A 16,802-nucleotide genomic window follows, 5' to 3' on the forward strand; every position below is an offset into this window, starting at 1 on the left:
GCCCTCTATGCCCGCGGGCATAAATATTTACACGGGCATGTAGATATCGAAACGGTGACTTTTTGTCGTCGACGCCGCATGCGCCTGTACGTTAGCCAACGGCGGGGCGTAATCCGGGCGTTTCACCACCACGCGCTTGGTCGCCAGACGACGTGCCGGTTCCAGCAGACCATCTGCGTCATCATCGCTGCCCACCAGCGACTGGAATACCCGCATTTCTTTCTTCACCAATGCACTTTTCTGCTTGTGCGGGTACATCGGGTCGAGATACACCACCTCCGGCCGTGGATCAATATCCCCCAACGCCGTCAGGCTGGAGGCATGCAACAGCGTCATGCGTTCGCGCAGCCATGGGCCGATCTCCGCATCCTGATAGCCGCGCTGCAGGCCGTCATCCAGCAATGCCGCCACCACCGGATTACGCTCCAGCATCCGCACCCGGCAACCCAGAGAGGCCAGCACAAAGGCATCGCGCCCCAGGCCGGCAGTGGCGTCTACCACGTCAGGCCGGTAACTGCCCTTGATGCCGACCGCCTTCGCCACCGCTTCACCGCGCCCGCCGCCAAATTTGCGCCGATGCGCCATGGCGCCAGAGACAAAATCAACGTAGATCGCCCCGAGTTTGGGTTCGTCACGCTTGCGCAGCTCCAGCCTTTCGGGCGTCAATACCAGCGCCATCAGCGCCTCGTCGTCCGAAGTTAACTGCCAGCGCTGCGCCAGAATAGACAAGGCGCCGGGGTCGGCGCCTTCTTCACACAATAAACACACGCTCACCGGTGGGGTTATCCTTTAATGCCGTAATGGCGCAGCATAGCATCCAGCTGCGGCTCACGGCCACGGAAGCGTTTGAACAGTTCCATCGGCTCTTCCGAACCGCCGCGCGACAGGATGTTGTCGAGGAAAGATTTACCGGTTTCGGCGTTGAAAATCCCCTCTTCTTCAAAGCGTGAATAGGCATCGGCCGACAGCACTTCCGCCCACAGGTAGCTGTAGTAACCCGCCGCGTAACCGCCGGCAAAGATGTGGCTGAAAGCATGTGGGAAACGGCCCCAGCTTGGTGAAGGTACCACCGCCACCATTTTCTTCACTTCCGCCAAGGTTGGCAGGATCTGCGCGCCTTTGTCCGGGCTGTATTCGGCGTGCATGCGGAAGTCGAACAGGCCGAATTCCAACTGACGCAGAATAAACAACGCCGCCTGGTAATTTTTGGCGGCCAGCAGCTTGTCGAGCATCTCTTTCGGCAGCGGTTCACCGCTCTGATAGTGGCCGGAAATAAACGCCAGCGCTTCCGGCTCCCAGCACCAGTTTTCCATAAACTGGCTTGGCAGTTCGACCGCATCCCATGGCACACCGCTGATGCCGGAAACGCCGGCGGTGTCGATCTGGGTCAGCATATGGTGCAGACCGTGGCCGAACTCGTGGAACAAGGTGGTCACTTCGTTATGGGTGAACAGCGCCGGCTTGTCGCCCAACGGACGGTTAAAGTTACAGGTCAGGTAGGCGACCGGTTTTTGCAGCTCGCCGTTGGCCTTGCGCAGGCTGCCGACGCAGTCGTCCATCCACGCCCCGCCGCGTTTGTTTTCACGCGCATACAGGTCAAGGTAGAAGCTGCCGCGCAGCTCGCCGTTGGCGTCGAACAGATCAAAGAAGCGCACCTCTGGATGCCAGGTATCCACATCCTTGCGCTCTTTGGCAGTGATGCCGTAAATGCGTTTAACCACTTCGAACAGACCTTCCACCACCCGCTGTTCCGGGAAGTACGGGCGCAGTTGCTCGTCGCTGATCGAGAACAGGTGTTGTTTCTGTTTTTCGCCGTAGTAAGTAATGTCCCAGGCTTCCAGTTCATCTACGCCGTAATGCTGTTTGGCGAAGGCGCGCAGCTGCGCCAGCTCCTGCTCAGCCTGCGGACGGGCGCGTTTGGCCAGATCGCTGAGGAAACCGAGCACCTGCTCCGGGTTTTCCGCCATTTTGGTCGCCAGCGATTTGTCGGCGTAGCTGTCAAAGCCCAGCAGTTGGGCCAGTTCATGGCGCAGCGCCAGCGTTTCCGCCATCACTTCACTGTTGTCCCACTTACCGGCATTCGGCCCCTGATCGGAAGCGCGGGTAGCGAAGGCGCGATACATCTCTTCACGCAGTGCGCGGTTGTCGCCGTAGGTCAGTACCGGCAGATAGCTCGGCATATCCAGCGTCAGCAGCCAGCCGTCCTGCTCTTTGGCCTGCGCCATCGCCTGAGCCTGGGCCAACGCGCTTTCCGGCAGGCCGCTCAGCTCGGTTTGATCGGTAATCAGCTTGCTCCAGCCCATGGTGGCGTCGAGCACGTTGTTGCTGTAGGTAGAACCCAGCTCGGACAGACGCGCGACGATTTCACCATAGCGACGCTGTTTTTCCGGCGACAGGCCGATGCCCGACAGTTCAAAATCACGCAGCGCATTTTCTACCGACTTGCGCTGTGGTGCAGTCAGTTGATTGAAGGCTTCGCCTTCTTTCAGGCTGCGGTACGCCTGATACAAGCCTTCGTGTTGCCCAACCCAGGTGCCGTACTCAGACAGCAACGGCAGCGCCTGCTCATAGGCGGCACGCAGTTCCGGGCTGTTTTTTACCGAGTTCAAATGCCCCACCGGCGACCAGATGCGCGACAGGCGATCGTCAGATTCAGCCAGCGGCTGACACAGATTATCCCAGGTGAACGGTCCCGGCTGCGCGACAACGCGCTCTACCGCAGCGCGGCAATCGGCCAAGGCGGATTGCACCGCAGGCACGATATCTTCTGGGCGAATGGCGGAAAACGGTGGCAGGGAAAACGGGGTCAGCAACGGATTTGTCATAGGGCAGTCCTGATTAGCGTTGGGGCCCGCCGCAGCGGGCAGGCCTTAAAATGCGTATGAATATCTAACATGGAGCCAAGCGGCAGGAAAATCAATGATCGCGGCTCAGGTATTCCGGTGCGATCTGTTTCAAATCATCAAACACTGACCAAACATGGGCTTTAATCAGTTCCCGCGCGGGTTGCACCTGCCCACTGACGATCAACTGCAGCAGTTGCTGATGTTGTTCTATGGAGCGGCGAATACCTGCCACATTCACCGGTGAACACTGGCGAGCGCGATCCAGATGGGCGCGATTGGCATACAGATTATCCCACAGCGAATCCAGCGCCAGCTGGTCGACCAACCGGTGGTGGAACTCCAGATCAAAACGAAACACGCTGGCGTAGTCCTGCTTGTCAAAAGCGCCAAGCTGGCTATCGATCAGTTTTTGGCAGGCTTTTTCCACCGTTTTACTGATACCGCTTAATGCCAATTGCTCGACGACCGCGCCTTCCAGTGCCGCACGGATAAAAGCGTTCTCTTCTACCCGTTTGACTTCTATCAGTTTTACCCGTGTATGCAGGTTCGGCACCATATCGATGAAGTTGTCATGCTTCAACAAAATCAAAGCCTCTCGCAATGGCGTGGGCGATACATTCAATTGATGCGCGAGTTCGTTTTTTTCCAGAATCATTCCCGGCGCAAACTCACCATAAATAATGCGTTCTTTCAGCCAATGGTAAATTTGCATCTTGACGGGTTTTTCCCGATCCAACAGCAGCCGACTCATAACGGATCTCATAAGTGGTATTTCTGAAATAGTATTCTCCCACTGTTTACAAAGCTATAGCCCAGGTAAAAAGGTCGAAATCGCCGGTACCAGCGTCACCAACAGCAATACCGTCAGCAATGCCAGTAACAGCGGCCAGACCTCTTTGATAAAGGCAGAAACCTGGGTACCGGTAATCGAATTGGCAATAAACATAATGGTGCCCATCGGCGGTGTCAGGCTGCCAATCGCCAGGTTAAGAATGATCAGAATGCCAAATTGGATCGGATCGATCCCCAGAGCCTTCACCGTTGGCATCAGCAGCGGTACCAACACGATAATTGCCGCATTACCTTCAATAAACATCCCCAGGACCAGTAAAAACAGGTTGAGCGCCAACAGGAACAACAGCGGGTTATCCGACAGTGACGTAATCATCTCCGCGACCGTCTGGGCAGTTCGTTCCCAACTCAATATCCAGGCGAATGCTGAGCAGGCCATGATAATGAGCATAATACCCGCCGTAGAAGCGGCCGTATCCAACAGGGCCTCACCGATATCGGCCACCTTCATTTCACGGGTGAAAAACAGGCCGATGCCAATGGCAAACACCACCGCAATCGCCCCCGCTTCGGTCGGTGTGAAAGCACCGATGCGGATCCCGCCGATAATCACCAGCACCAGAACAAGCGCCGGCATCGCCTGCCACAGCGCTTGCCCAAGCTCGCGACAGTTCGGTGCATCGGTATTACTGGCCTGGTAATTGCGCCGCCGGGAAAGATGGCGAATAGTCAGCATCAGCGCCGCACAGCACAATATTCCCGGCACGATACCCGCCAGAAACATTTTGCCGATCGACACATCCGCCACATAGCCGTAAATAATCAGGGCAATACCCGGCGGGATGATTGGCGTGATCAACGACCCCGCCGCCGTCACCACCGTAGCGAAAGCCTTGCTGTAGCCTTTGCGCGTCATTTCCGGCACCAGCATTTTGCACAGCATGGCGCAGTCCGCCAAACTGGAGGCCGAAAGGCCGCCCATCAAGGTACTGAGTAGCACATTGGCCTGCGCCAGTCCGCCGTAGAATTTGCGCGTCAGTAATTCCGCCAGCGTCAGCATTCTTCGGGTAATACCGGTGTAATTCAACAAATTGCCCAGCAAGATAAAGAAGGGAATCGCAAGCAGCGTGGTGTTCTCACTGGCTCCGACGATCCTTTGTGCTGCAATGAGCGGCGAGGGATCGCCCGCGAGGAAAAACCAACTCAATACCGCCAGGATCACACTGATAAATATCGGTAATCTGCTGATAAAACCCAGCAGTAAAATAATGCAGGAGATCGCTACCGTCATGATGATTCTCCCATGCGTTTGTCGCGGTAACATAGGTTGACGACCAATTGCAGCACCATCAGCAATGACCCCACCGGGATCGCCATATCGATCCAGCGGTAACGAATACCGAGGATCGGGGTGATCTTTTCTCCCGCACCTTCCGCCAGCATCAAACCAAGCCAGGCAAACGACAGCAAGACAACTATGCTCAAGGCATCGTTCCAATAAAGCACCAGCCGGCGGGCACTTGCGGGCAACAGATTGACAAAAACATCAATGCCGACATGCTTGCGCCGCTTCATTGCGCTGACCGCCCCCAGCATGATGGCCCACAGATAGAGCGCTAATTGCAGCTCTTCCACCCAGGGCAACGGCGCATGCACCAGGTAACGCATCACTACCGCCAGTACCGTTACCGCCACAATCGCAGTCAACACCAGGCAGGCGAGAATATCGTCAAGATTAACCAATAACTTTCGGATCATGATTATCACTCCCCCGGTGCGATGCAGCGGAAGTTGTTGAAAAATGGCAGTCAATTATTCTAAATAGCCCTGAAGCTTGTCATATAATCCCGGCGTCCATTCCGGGAATTTCTGATAGGCCGACTTTGACGCCTGCCGGAATAATTCACGGTCAACCTCAATCACCGTCACGCCCGCCGCTTTCATTTTTTCCCGATCTTGCTTATCAGCCTGGATAATTAACCTGGTCATATAATTACCGGCTTCCTCACAGGATAGCGTTAACGCTTTTTTAATCTCATCAGGAAGTTGGCTGTAATATTTCTGACCAATGATCAGTTGGGTGACATTATCAATATGCCCGGTCATGATCAGGTACCTGGCCGGCTCAAAAAGCTTTTGGCCGTACAGTACCGGGATTGGGTTTTCCGCACCGTCGATCACTCCGGTAGTCAACGCGGTATACACTTCGCCCAATGGCATGGGGGTTGGGGTTGCCCCCATCGCCTTGATGGCTTCAATAAAGATACGGCTGTTGGCGACGCGGATTTTTACACCTTTCAGGTCCGCCGGGGTATGGATGGGTTTGTTCACCACCATCTGGCGGATACCGTACAGCCAGTTAGCCGCCAGGATATGAAACCCCTTGTCGTCCAGTTGGCGTGACAGGTCGGTAAACCAGGGCGTTTTGGTCAAGGTGAAAATATCGTTGTAATCGCGCCCCAGATACGGCCCCATCATAATGCCGAAGTCGGGTATATAGTCGGCAAAAAAGGCCCCATCTGCCAGGGTGATCATCGCACTCCCCAGCTTGATTTGCTCCATCACGTCTTTTTTTGATCCTAATGAAGAGCTGGGGAACAAAATAAGTTCACCTTGGCCGTTAGTTTTTTCTTTAAAGAGTTCAGCCCACTTTCTTACCGCCAGATCAAAAGGCTCACCCGGGTTATTTTCATAAGAAACCCGTATAGTATATTTTGCTGAAATTGATTCCGCGCTGAAAACAAGTAAAGAAAATAATGCGCAGGTCAATATGACCCAGCGCTTAAGTTGTCCTTTCATAATAATAATCTCCAGTTCAATTATTCAGGTAACCGACTGCGGATGCTTAAAATAGAATGACCGACTTCACATTGCCTGGCTGATTGAGTTGTTCAAATTGATATTGATCTAATTCAGAGAAAGGTATTTCCCGGGTGCACAGTTTTTCCGGGCTGATTTTTCCCTGCTGCAGTAAAGTGATTACCTTGATGAAGTCTTCGCGATCCGCTGCACGGCTACCGAGCAGTTCCAATTCCCTTTTATGGAAAGCCAGGTCATTGAAGCTCACTTCACCGGTATGCAGGCCGACAAACACCAACGTCCCGCCTGCGGCGATCCGTTCTACCTGACTGTTCATGGAAGCCGGGTTGCCCGTCGCATCAATAATCACCTGTGGGCCATCGCCGTGGGTCAACACCCGCAATTGTTGCTCAAAATCGGCATCTAATGGGTTCAATACGTCGGTAAAACCATATTGCTCGCCAGCAAATGCCTGACGCTGCGGATCGGCTTCTGCCACTATCACTTCGGCCCCCAGGCTACGCCCGATATCCGCAATGCCTAATCCGATAGCTCCCGCCCCCACCACCAACAGGCTCACTCCGTGGGTCACCCCACTGCGCCGTACCGCATGGGCAGCAATGGCATAAGGCTCAATTAACGCTGCCTGAAGATGAGGGATCCCCGTGACCGCCAGCAGAGCATCTTCAGCCACTGTCACATATTCCTGCATCGCTCCGGTTCGATGAATTCCCATCACCGACAAAGAAGTGCAGCAAGTGGTGCGTCCACGCCGACAGGCCGCACACCGCCCACAATGACGATAGGGGATCACCACCACCTGTTGACCGGGTTGATACAGCGCGGCATCTTGCCCGCAGGCCACCACTTCGGCGCTGATTTCATGCCCCAACACCGCCGGGTACTGCATCATCGGTTGGCGTCCGTGGAAAGCGTGAATATCCGAACCGCAGACTCCCAAAGCGCACATTTTCAGCAGGACTTCTCCAGTCCCCGGCAGCGGTATTGGCCGCCGCTGTTGGCTCAATTGACCCGGTTTAATGCACACTAATACCTTCATTTCAGAAGCCATAGCTCAGCGCTCCCCCGTCCACGGCAAAATCCTGCCCGGTGATGTAACGCGAGGCCTCACTGACCAAAAACCACACCATGGCGCCCAGTTCTTCACGCGGATGGCCGTAACGGTGCAGCGGCATCCGGTTAATAATACGTTCCAGCCGCTGCGGATCGGCGACCACCTGCGTCATATTGGTCTGGATCCAACCCGGCGCCACCGAATTGACGCGGATGTTTTCCTGCGCCCATTCCACAGCCAACCCACGGGTCATGCCAGTGACCGCTGCCTTGGTCGAGCAATAGGGCACCACCTCGCTAAAACCCAGGTGTGCCGCCATTGAGGAAATATTGACGATACGGCCGATATACGCCGAGCGGGTCAAATGCGGGAAACAAAGTTGCGACAAGAAGAATACGGCATCAACGTTAATCTGGTGAATTTTCCGCCACCAGGCTTCATCAACCTGTTCGGCGCGCACACGCTTGGTAATGCCTGCGTTGTTAATGAGGAAGTCGATCGCCCCATCAGCCGCGACCCTATCGACTGCGGCCTGTAATTGTTCGCGATCGGTAATATCCACTTGTATATCAACCACTCCGGGGTTCAACGCATAATCAATGCCGGTAGTCTGCGTGGCTTCCAGACTGAAGTTGAATACCCGTGCCCCGGCATCTGCCAGCAAATGAGCAATGCCGCGCCCAATACCGGATGATGCGCCGGTAACAATGCCGGTCCGGCCCTGTAATGAAAAATACTGAGTTAAAACGTCCTGTTTCATCGCCCTGTCCCTATTTGATTTCTGTCAGAGATGCCGGGTTGAAATTAAAGCCCCAGCCTGCACCCGAGCGCGGAAAAGCGTAGCCGCCGTCAATGGTCATCGGGTTATCGATAATGCTGTCGATCCAGTCGAAAGATTCCGCACCGTAAGGGTTGGGGATAGTGCACAGCAGCGGCACGTCATAATCCTTGTAGTAATGCGGTAATACCGGCAGGTGATGGGCATGTGCCAGCATCGCCGACTCACGCCAGGGTTCAACACCGCCGATGCGGATCAGATCCGGCTGCCATAAATCCAGCGCATTACGGGCGATCAAGGCCTTGAGCGGTTCCATGTCATATTCCCGCTCGCCCATTGCCAGTGCGATGCCGGTTTTCTGGCGCAACTGCTGATAGCCGTCAAAATCGGTATGCACCAAGGGTTCTTCGAACCAGTGGATGCCAATTTCTGCCGCCTGCGTCGATAACTTCAGCGCATCCGGCAGGGTCATCCCCTGATTGGCATCCATCATGATTTTCATCCCGGGGCCAACCGCTTCCCGCACTTTGCGCAAACGCATGATGTCTTGCTCTACCTCCGGCGAACCCACTTTTATCTTCACGGCCTGCAAGCCACGCGCCTGGTATTCCAGCACTTCTTCCAGCAGTTCGGCCTCGCTGTATGACAACCAACCGCCACTGCCATACACCGGCACGCGATCGACGGTGTTGCCCAACATCTTCCAGATCGGCTGTTGCAGGGTCTTACCCCATGCGTCCCACATCGCGACATTGAGCGTTGCCGCCGCCCACTTCTGCAAACCGTTGTGGCCAAAGTATTCGTGCTCTGCCGCCACGTCCCGCAGGAATTTACCGGTCTGCCAACAGTGATAACCCACGGCAAACTGTTGGAGATCTTTCATTGCTCCGGCAATAGCCTCGGGCGAATAGTGGAAAGAAAGCAAATACCCTTCGCCAGTGATGCCACTGGCCAGCACCACTTCGGCAACCACAAAGGAAATTTCATTGATGTAATGAGTGGAATCCGCGATAGGGCGAGATAAAGGTGATACGGCTCGATAGAGATTGACCTGTTTTATTTTGTCCATTGGCATACTCCAAAGTCGGCACAGGAATTAAAAACCTATTAAAACAAACGACTAAGTGACTTCACTGTCTGTAACCCTCGATGCAAAGCAACGATACACCGATATATCGGTTGATGCAAAAACAAACAACCCTAAAGGAGATCTCGTTAACAAAAACTATTGGCAGACAGGGTGAGGGTTTGGCATGAACAATCGTATCTGGATCCAACCCACAGCGGGTTGCACTAGCAGTGCACGAAATTTTCTGCCGAATGGCGGAAACCGGCGCAGGAAAATCAATGGCCGGTGTTGATGGATAGTACCTTAAACCGCACTCTGGCGGATCTGCGCCGCTAGGGCGGCCAGACGATCGTCGTCGGCACGTGCAGCATCGTGGGAAGACAGGTAACCTTCGTAGCGGTCGAAGAACTTCGTCGATTTCGACTCAATCGGCTGCCATTGTTCCAGTGCCGCGGTGCCGTGCATCGGGATCAGTTTGGCGTGCAGGTGATCGACGCCAAAGCCTTCGAACACCATGCCGCAGCGGCCCACATCGTCAAACGCCCGGTCGAGCAACTGCGCCACCCGTTTGGTCGCCAGCATCAGTTCGCTCAGCACGTCGTCCGCTACGGCAAAAGCGTAACTCTCGTAGTGCGCCTTGGGGATCACCACGCTGAAACCCTCGGTATTCGGATAGATGGACAGGAACGCCATGTGGCCGTCGTCCTCCCAAATTTTATGGCACGGCACCCGGCCTGCCACCATTTCACAAAATATGCAGCTCATCACGCCTCCTGAATCCAGCGACGAGCCGACGGCCCGCCGCAAAAAACCTTTTAGCAACATAGCCGATATTTTGCCTTTTGACTGCTACGGCCGTGCATTTCCCGCCCAAATCGCAGGACGTCGCTGCTGCCAGGGCGCCGCCCGCTCCAGTTGGCCGGCCAGTTGCAGCAGCAAATCTTCACGGCCAAAACCGGCGATAAATTGCATGCCAATCGGCAGGTTATGCTGCGCATCATGCGCCAACGGCACCGACATCGCCGGCACGCCCGCCACGTTAAATACCGGCGTAAACGGCGAGTGATCGAATAAATGCGCCGTCCACTCCAGGCCGCTCATCTCCGCCGCTCCTGTGCCGTAACGGCCAATCCGCCAGGGCAAGTCGGGCAGAGTTGGGGTCAGCAGCAGGTCATACTGCTGAAAATAAGCCGCGACGCCGCGAGTCACCCGATTACGCACCTCAAGCGCAGCGACCATATCCACCGCCCTGGCAGCCAAACCGTAGCGGTAACAGGCCAGCGTTTCCGGCTCCAGCGTTTCGGTTGAAATCGGCCGCCCGGTCGCCTGACTCAAACCATCTAGCCAACCGACCAGATTGGCACACCAGATTTGCGCATTGGCGAACACCAGCTCCTGCCAACTGACGCCGATCGCCATATCCACTTCGCTAACCTGATGGCCCAACTCACTCAGCAGCACGCCAGTGTCGGCCGTGGCCTGAGCGATTTGCGGATCGGTTTTGCCGCCGTTCCACGCCTGAGTCATCATACCGATGCGCAGTCGGCCGGGTTCTGACGTGACCTGTGACAGCCAACTCTGTGCCGGAGGCGCGGTGTAATAGGGTTCGCCGGGATGTGGATGCTGCAGGGCATCCAGCAAGGCCGCACTGTCACGTACCGAACGGCTCAGCCCCAGTTGAACGCCAAAACCGTTGAACACTTCGTCCATCGCCGGGCCATGTGATACCCGGCCACGCGTCGGTTTGAGACCGAACAAGCCATTCGACGAAGCGGGCACACGGATCGAACCGGCGGCGTCAGTGGCATGAGCGACAGGCACGATCCCGGCGGCCACCGCCGCACCAGCTCCGCCGCTGGAACCGCCGGCGCTGAAATCCGGGTTCCAGGGATTGCGCGTCGCGCCGTAAAGCACCGCTTCGGTGGTGGTGCTGAACGCCATTTCCGGCGTGGTAGTACGACCGAAGGTGACCAGCCCTGCTCGCCGAATATTGCTCATCAGATAACTGTCTGTAGTGGCAATATTGCCCTGCGCCAACCGGCTGCCCAGTTCCGAGAGCTTACCGGCCATGCTGATGGCGATATCCTTAATCAGGAAAGGCACGCCAGACAGTGGGCCATCCCCCTCCGATAGCGGCTGCGTCCAATGTTCCACCACTGCGTTAATCGCCGGGTTCACCGCCTCAACCGCGGCCTGCGCCGTCTGTTGCAGCTCCTGCGCACTGACTTCTCCGCTCTTTACCAGTTCGGCCAACCCCAGTGCATCGTAGTCAACGTACTCGCTCAGTTTCATCGTTTCGTCCTTATCCGTAGCAGTTTCGTCGGCTTTTCCGACGTCCGTTCCACGGTAAGAGGATTAACGCTATAGTTGAAATTGATAGATTTAATTCGAGGAATAGTTATCAACAATTTAAAACGGGTCGATCTCAATTTGTTGGTCACACTGGAAGTGCTGCTCACTGAGCGCAGCGTCACCCGGGCGGCCGCACGCCTTAACCTGAGCCAACCCTCGGTGAGTATTCAGCTCGCCAAACTGCGTGAGATTTACCACGATCCCCTGCTATTGCCCGGCTCACGCGGCATGTTGCCCACGGCACGCGCACTCGGCCTGCTGACGCCACTGCGCCAGACGCTGGCCGATCTCGGCCGTTTGGTGGCACCGGAACAGCCGTTTGATCCGCGACTGGCCGAAATGACCTGGCAACTGGCCGCCGCCGACGCAGCCGAATATGCCATTTTGCTGCCGATGCTGCCCAAACTACGGCTGGCGGCACCCAATTCCCGTCTGGCGATCCGTGAAGCGTCACCCAAAAATATGAGTCGCGATCTGGCCGACGGCGTGATCGACCTGGGTTTTCTGGCCCGTGAAGAGGCCCCCGCCGAGCTGCGACATCGCCAGTTGTTCCACGAGAACTACCTGCTGGTGGGCCGCCATGACCATCCGTTATTGCAGACCCCGCCTACGCTCGAGCAGTTCTGCCAGTTGGAGTTTGTTATGGTTTCACAGGACGGGGGCGGTTTTCGTACCCTGACCGACACGCTGCTGGAGGCGCAGGGGTTGGCACGGCGGGTAGTGATGTCGCTGCCGCACTTCCTATTCATTCCCGCGCTGCTGGCAAAATCCGATATGGTCGCCATGCTGCCTTCGCGCATGCTGGGCCAGCTACTGGGCGACCTGCGCACCTGCCCGGTGCCGCTGGAACTACCCGGCTATGACATGGTGATGGTCTGGCATGAACGTTCGCACCTGGATCCGGCCCATAGCTGGCTGCGCGAGCAGGTGGTTGCCGCCCTGGAGTCATCAGCTGCGTAACTAGAGGACATCGACCAGGTCAAACTCTTCAAATACCAGCCACATTTGCGGCGAAAAAGTGCCTTCTCGGGTAAAAAACGCCTGATGTCCCTCACGCCAGAAGGCCAGGCTCTTATCCCCCTCGCCTTCCAGCGCGGCCATCTCGGCGGTGACATCACAGTAACGAGTCAGCTTCAGTGAAAGCGTTCTGATGACACAGGCGGGTTCACCCCGGCCATTAAGGATCACGTTATAATCCCCGACCATCGGTGATTTCTCTTGTTGATAGGCGACATAGGAACCACAGGTTGCGGTTTTGTCGCCGTCGAGCACCCGTTGCAACAGCTCGTCCGCCAGCGCCGGACTGTCGCCGAATTGCCAGCGCGATGCGCCGGGATACTTAGCCAGAATAGCCGACTCGGTCATTGTCCTGCTCCTTGATAGAGGGTCTGCGGTAACGCATTCCGGTTTTTCCCGCCCAGACAGTTTATACTGTGCAGAATATAAGCCTTTATTCTGTTCAGCACGCTCCGTCGGGAGCACAAGGAATTACCACAAGCCATGTTAAGTTACCGCCACAGTTTCCACGCCGGCAACCACGCCGACGTGCTCAAGCACACCGTTCAGAGCCTGATCATTGAATCGCTGAAAGAAAAAGACAAACCTTTCCTGTACCTGGATACCCATTCCGGCGCAGGGCGCTATCAGCTGAGCGGTGAGCACGCCGAGCGCACCGGGGAATACCTGGAAGGCATAGGTCTGCTGTGGCAACGTGACGATCTGCCGGAAGAACTGGCGGCCTACATGGGTGTAGTGCACCATTTTAACCGTACCGAAAAGCTGCGCTACTACCCTGGCTCTCCGCTGATTGCCCGCCAGCTGCTGCGCCCGCAGGATAAAATCCACCTGACCGAGCTGCACCCGAGCGACTTCCCACTGCTGCGCAGCGAATTTCAGAAGGACGAACGCGCCAAGGTGCAACGCGCCGATGGCTACCAACAGTTGAAATCCCAGTTGCCGCCACTGTCACGCCGTGGGCTGATCCTGATGGACCCGCCGTACGAGATGAAGACCGATTATCAGGACGTGATCAAAGGCCTGCAGGAAGGCTACAAGCGCTTTGCCACCGGCACCTACGCGCTGTGGTATCCGGTGGTGATGCGCCAGCAGATCAAACGTATGCTCAAAGAGCTGGAAGCCACCGGCATCCGTAATATTCTGCAGATCGAACTGGCGGTAAAACCCGACAGCGACCAGCGCGGCATGACTGCCTCCGGCATGATCGTGATTAACCCGCCGTGGAAGCTGGAACAACAAATGAAAAACGTGCTGCCATGGCTGCACAAAATATTGGTGCCGTCGGGCCATGGTCACCATTTGGTGAACTGGGTGGTGCCGGAATAAGCTTCCGGGGCGCGGCCTGCCGCGCCTTTATACCCTATAGCTTTCAAGTTGCAGCTAGGCGGCCAACTCGCTCATCCCCAGGCGCTTACTTAAGTAAGTAACTGGGGTGAGCGAGTGCAGATAACAACGCTGCAACTTGAAAGATGACGGGTATACCCCACCTATCGCAACCATCGACGCAACCTTTGCGACAAACCTGCATCAGGCGTTAAACTCTTACGCTCTTCGATTCACACAATTCATGGAAATCCCAGATGACCAAACATTACGATTATCTAGCAATTGGCGGCGGCAGCGGCGGCATCGCATCGATCAACCGGGCAGCCATGTATGGCCAGAAATGCGCACTGATTGAAGCCAAAGAACTGGGCGGCACCTGCGTCAACGTGGGTTGTGTACCGAAAAAAGTTATGTGGCATGCGGCGCAAATCGCCGAGGCCATTCATATGTACGGCCCGGATTACGGTTTCGATACCACCGTCAATGCGTTTGACTGGAAAAAGCTGGTGGCTAACCGCACCGCCTATATCGACCGCATCCATAATTCCTACGACAACGTGCTGGGCAAAAACAAAGTCGACGTGATCAAAGGCTTTGCGCGTTTTATCGACGCTAACACGGTGGAAGTCAACGGTGAGAAAATCACCGCCGATCATATTCTGATCGCCACTGGCGGACGCCCAAGCCACCCAGACATTCCGGGCGCAGAATACGGCATCGACTCCGACGGTTTCTTCGAGCTGGACGCGATGCCAAAACGCGTTGCGGTCGTGGGCGCGGGCTATATCGCGGTGGAAATCGCCGGTGTGATGAACGCGCTGGGTGCCGAGACGCACCTGTTCGTGCGTAAACACGCGCCGCTGCGCAGCTTCGATCCGATGATTGTCGAAACCCTGGTGGAAGTGATGAACACCGAAGGGCCAAGCCTGCACACCGAATCGGTGCCGAAGGCCATCGTTAAAAACGCCGACGGCAGCCTGACATTGCAGTTGGAAAACGGCAAAGAATTCACCGTCGACAGCCTGGTGTGGGCGATCGGCCGTGAACCGGCGACCGATAACCTGAACCTGGCCGTGACCGGGGTGAAAACCAACGAAAAAGGCTACATCGACGTCGATAAATACCAGAACACCAACGTAAAAGGCATTTACGCGGTGGGCGACAACACCGGTGCCGTTGAACTGACCCCGGTTGCCGTGGCCGCAGGCCGCCGTCTGTCCGAGCGTTTGTTTAACAACAAGCCGGAAGAACACCTGGATTACAGCAACATCGCCACCGTGGTGTTCAGCCACCCGCCGATCGGCACTATCGGCCTGACCGAACCGGAAGCAATCGAGAAATTCGGTGCGGACAGCGTGAAAGTGTATAAATCTTCCTTCACCGCCATGTACAGCGCCGTAACGCAGCACCGCCAGCCGTGCCGCATGAAGCTGGTGTGCGTGGGTAAGGAAGAGAAGATTGTTGGCCTGCACGGCATTGGCTTCGGCATGGACGAGATCCTGCAGGGCTTCGCCGTCGCCATCAAGATGGGCGCCACCAAAAAAGACTTCGACAACACCGTCGCGATCCACCCGACCGCTGCAGAAGAGTTTGTCACCATGCGTTAATAGCGCGCCAGAGCGGCGAGAAGCTTGCCGCACTACAACCGAAAGGGCCATATGCCAGGCATATGGCCCTTTTTCTTAGTGCACGCTTCCCCTTCGCCGGTGATGGTTTTGCTTTAAGGGACACTAACCTCGGGTATCAACCGTCACAGAGGCCGACAAGCCACTGTCGATCTGCTCAGGATGGTCAAAAACAATTTTTACGGGTACGCGCTGCACAATCTTGGTGAAGTTTCCTGTGGCATTATCTGGCGGTAATAAAGCGAAGGTCGCCCCAGTGGCGGGGGAAATACTATCGACCTTGCCATAAAAGGTTTTCCCCGGATAGGCATCGATAGACACCTCAACCGGTAAACCTTTATGCATACGCGCCTTCTGGGTTTCCTTGAAGTTGGCACTTATCCACGGGGTTTTTCCGGACACGATGCTGGCAATGGCTTGCCCCGCCTGCACCATCATGCCGACCTGCAGACTACGGTTACTGATTACGCCGTCGATTGGCGCGATTATCCGCGTATAGCTTAACGTTAGTTTTGCCTGATCCAGATTTGCTTGAGCCTGTTCCACGTTAGCCCTGCTCTGTTCAATCTCGCTTTGTTGCACGCTGAGTTTGTCGCTTTGTGTTCTTAGACTGGCTTGCGCCTGGTTGTATTTCGCTTCAGCAACCTTGTAACTTGATGTCGCATTATCCATATCTCCTTGTGAAACATAGTGTTTTTTCTCCAGGATTTGGAAACGAAGATACTGTTGGCGGGTGTACTGCAGACTGGCTGCAGCAGAACTCACGTTACTGCGGTACTCTTCAATCGCGCTTTTTTGCATTTGGTAACTGGCTTGAGCATTGGTTAATGCCGCCTGACTTTGCGCCAACGTCGCCGCTGCTTTTTGCATGGAGACCACAAATTCCCTGTCGTCCAACTGCGCCAGCAAATCCCCTTTTTTCACCCTATGGTTGTCCTGAATATTTGAATTAACCACCACCGCACTGATACGAGCGCTGATATTGGTAATGTCAGTTTGTATATAGGCATTGTCGGTGGTCTGAAAATAACGCCAATAGAGAAACCAATAGAGAAAACCGGCCAACACCAATATCAGGACAAGTGATAGAGCTATTTTCCTAGCGTGTTTCATAGCTGATTCC

The 16,802-nt window shown here is 55.6% G+C and carries 16 protein-coding genes; 3 read left to right on the forward strand and 13 right to left on the reverse strand.

Features of this window, described 5'->3' with window-relative positions:
• Nucleotides 1-27: 27 nt before the first annotated feature.
• The 11 genes from rsmJ to SERS4_RS0124325 form a co-directional block, all read right to left on the reverse strand.
• The gene (rsmJ, locus tag SERS4_RS0124275) at nt 28-774 is read right to left on the reverse strand and encodes a 16S rRNA (guanine(1516)-N(2))-methyltransferase RsmJ (RefSeq protein WP_017894355.1); all 747 of its coding nucleotides are present in this window, start codon (nt 772-774) and stop codon (nt 28-30) included.
• A gap of 8 nt (nt 775-782) precedes the next feature.
• A complete protein-coding gene (gene prlC, locus SERS4_RS0124280; protein WP_017894356.1) occupies nt 783-2,825 on the reverse strand; it encodes an oligopeptidase A in 2,043 nt (680 codons plus the stop codon).
• A 91-nt stretch (nt 2,826-2,916) separates the two neighbouring features.
• On the reverse strand, nt 2,917-3,609 hold the full coding sequence (locus SERS4_RS0124285; RefSeq protein ID WP_037410592.1) for a GntR family transcriptional regulator: 693 nt from the start codon (nt 3,607-3,609) through the stop codon (nt 2,917-2,919).
• Nucleotides 3,610-3,651: 42 nt separating this feature from the next.
• Complete coding sequence (locus tag SERS4_RS0124290; protein WP_017894358.1) at nt 3,652-4,929, reverse strand: TRAP transporter large permease; 1,278 nt, start codon at nt 4,927-4,929, stop codon at nt 3,652-3,654.
• Complete coding sequence (locus SERS4_RS0124295) at nt 4,926-5,396, reverse strand: TRAP transporter small permease (RefSeq protein ID WP_017894359.1); 471 nt, start codon at nt 5,394-5,396, stop codon at nt 4,926-4,928. The genes SERS4_RS0124290 and SERS4_RS0124295 overlap by 4 nt, the downstream gene beginning before the upstream one ends.
• A 54-nt stretch (nt 5,397-5,450) precedes the next feature.
• Entirely contained in the window at nt 5,451-6,437 is a 987-nt protein-coding gene (locus SERS4_RS0124300; RefSeq protein WP_017894360.1) for a C4-dicarboxylate TRAP transporter substrate-binding protein, read from the reverse strand.
• A gap of 46 nt (nt 6,438-6,483) precedes the next feature.
• Nucleotides 6,484-7,509 carry a zinc-binding alcohol dehydrogenase family protein gene (locus SERS4_RS0124305; protein ID WP_017894361.1) on the reverse strand — a complete coding sequence of 342 codons (1,026 nt, stop codon included), beginning with the start codon at nt 7,507-7,509 and terminating at the stop codon, nt 6,484-6,486.
• Complete coding sequence (locus SERS4_RS0124310; protein ID WP_017894362.1) at nt 7,499-8,272, reverse strand: SDR family NAD(P)-dependent oxidoreductase; 774 nt, start codon at nt 8,270-8,272, stop codon at nt 7,499-7,501. The genes SERS4_RS0124305 and SERS4_RS0124310 overlap by 11 nt, the downstream gene beginning before the upstream one ends.
• A gap of 10 nt (nt 8,273-8,282) precedes the next feature.
• The gene (locus tag SERS4_RS0124315; RefSeq protein ID WP_017894363.1) at nt 8,283-9,359 is read right to left on the reverse strand and encodes a mandelate racemase/muconate lactonizing enzyme family protein; all 1,077 of its coding nucleotides are present in this window, start codon (nt 9,357-9,359) and stop codon (nt 8,283-8,285) included.
• A 303-nt stretch (nt 9,360-9,662) separates the two neighbouring features.
• A complete protein-coding gene (locus SERS4_RS0124320) occupies nt 9,663-10,124 on the reverse strand; it encodes an HIT family protein (RefSeq protein WP_012147383.1) in 462 nt (153 codons plus the stop codon).
• A gap of 84 nt (nt 10,125-10,208) precedes the next feature.
• Nucleotides 10,209-11,651, reverse strand: coding sequence for an amidase (locus SERS4_RS0124325; RefSeq protein ID WP_017894364.1), 1,443 nt, complete (start codon nt 11,649-11,651; stop codon nt 10,209-10,211).
• A 108-nt stretch (nt 11,652-11,759) separates the two neighbouring features.
• On the opposite strand from SERS4_RS0124325, the gene SERS4_RS0124330 reads away from it, so the two are divergent.
• On the forward strand, nt 11,760-12,671 hold the full coding sequence (locus SERS4_RS0124330) for a LysR family transcriptional regulator (protein WP_026142578.1): 912 nt from the start codon (nt 11,760-11,762) through the stop codon (nt 12,669-12,671).
• Here the strand turns inward: SERS4_RS0124330 and SERS4_RS0124335 are convergent, their stop codons facing one another.
• Complete coding sequence (locus tag SERS4_RS0124335; RefSeq protein ID WP_017894366.1) at nt 12,672-13,076, reverse strand: ASCH domain-containing protein; 405 nt, start codon at nt 13,074-13,076, stop codon at nt 12,672-12,674.
• A 135-nt stretch (nt 13,077-13,211) separates the two neighbouring features.
• On the opposite strand from SERS4_RS0124335, the gene SERS4_RS0124340 reads away from it, so the two are divergent.
• The gene (locus tag SERS4_RS0124340; protein ID WP_012147387.1) at nt 13,212-14,054 is read left to right on the forward strand and encodes a 23S rRNA (adenine(2030)-N(6))-methyltransferase RlmJ; all 843 of its coding nucleotides are present in this window, start codon (nt 13,212-13,214) and stop codon (nt 14,052-14,054) included.
• Between the two features lie 254 nt (nt 14,055-14,308).
• A complete protein-coding gene (gene gorA, locus SERS4_RS0124345) occupies nt 14,309-15,661 on the forward strand; it encodes a glutathione-disulfide reductase (protein ID WP_017894367.1) in 1,353 nt (450 codons plus the stop codon).
• 123 nt (nt 15,662-15,784) lie between these two features.
• On the opposite strand, the gene SERS4_RS0124350 is transcribed toward gorA, so the two are convergent.
• Complete coding sequence (locus SERS4_RS0124350; protein WP_051071218.1) at nt 15,785-16,792, reverse strand: HlyD family secretion protein; 1,008 nt, start codon at nt 16,790-16,792, stop codon at nt 15,785-15,787.
• Nucleotides 16,793-16,802 lie beyond the last annotated feature (10 nt).

It is taken from the genome of Serratia sp. S4 (genome assembly GCF_000347995.1).
Classification (GTDB): domain Bacteria; phylum Pseudomonadota; class Gammaproteobacteria; order Enterobacterales; family Enterobacteriaceae; genus Serratia; species Serratia quinivorans.

What these genes read in the sequence shown, in the direction of transcription:
- SERS4_RS0124285 (WP_037410592.1), bottom strand. Translation starts at nt 3,609, where the DNA reads ATGAGATCCGTTATGAGTCGGCTGCTGTTGGATCGGGAAAAACCCGTC.
- SERS4_RS0124340 (WP_012147387.1), top strand. Translation starts at nt 13,212, where the DNA reads ATGTTAAGTTACCGCCACAGTTTCCACGCCGGCAACCACGCCGACGTG.
- SERS4_RS0124305 (WP_017894361.1), bottom strand. Translation starts at nt 7,509, where the DNA reads ATGGCTTCTGAAATGAAGGTATTAGTGTGCATTAAACCGGGTCAATTG.
- SERS4_RS0124320 (WP_012147383.1), bottom strand. Translation starts at nt 10,124, where the DNA reads ATGAGCTGCATATTTTGTGAAATGGTGGCAGGCCGGGTGCCGTGCCAT.
- SERS4_RS0124295 (WP_017894359.1), bottom strand. Translation starts at nt 5,396, where the DNA reads ATGATCCGAAAGTTATTGGTTAATCTTGACGATATTCTCGCCTGCCTG.
- SERS4_RS0124335 (WP_017894366.1), bottom strand. Translation starts at nt 13,076, where the DNA reads ATGACCGAGTCGGCTATTCTGGCTAAGTATCCCGGCGCATCGCGCTGG.
- prlC (WP_017894356.1), bottom strand. Translation starts at nt 2,825, where the DNA reads ATGACAAATCCGTTGCTGACCCCGTTTTCCCTGCCACCGTTTTCCGCC.
- gorA (WP_017894367.1), top strand. Translation starts at nt 14,309, where the DNA reads ATGACCAAACATTACGATTATCTAGCAATTGGCGGCGGCAGCGGCGGC.
- SERS4_RS0124325 (WP_017894364.1), bottom strand. Translation starts at nt 11,651, where the DNA reads ATGAAACTGAGCGAGTACGTTGACTACGATGCACTGGGGTTGGCCGAA.
- SERS4_RS0124290 (WP_017894358.1), bottom strand. Translation starts at nt 4,929, where the DNA reads ATGACGGTAGCGATCTCCTGCATTATTTTACTGCTGGGTTTTATCAGC.
- SERS4_RS0124310 (WP_017894362.1), bottom strand. Translation starts at nt 8,272, where the DNA reads ATGAAACAGGACGTTTTAACTCAGTATTTTTCATTACAGGGCCGGACC.
- SERS4_RS0124315 (WP_017894363.1), bottom strand. Translation starts at nt 9,359, where the DNA reads ATGGACAAAATAAAACAGGTCAATCTCTATCGAGCCGTATCACCTTTA.
- SERS4_RS0124300 (WP_017894360.1), bottom strand. Translation starts at nt 6,437, where the DNA reads ATGAAAGGACAACTTAAGCGCTGGGTCATATTGACCTGCGCATTATTT.
- SERS4_RS0124350 (WP_051071218.1), bottom strand. Translation starts at nt 16,792, where the DNA reads ATGAAACACGCTAGGAAAATAGCTCTATCACTTGTCCTGATATTGGTG.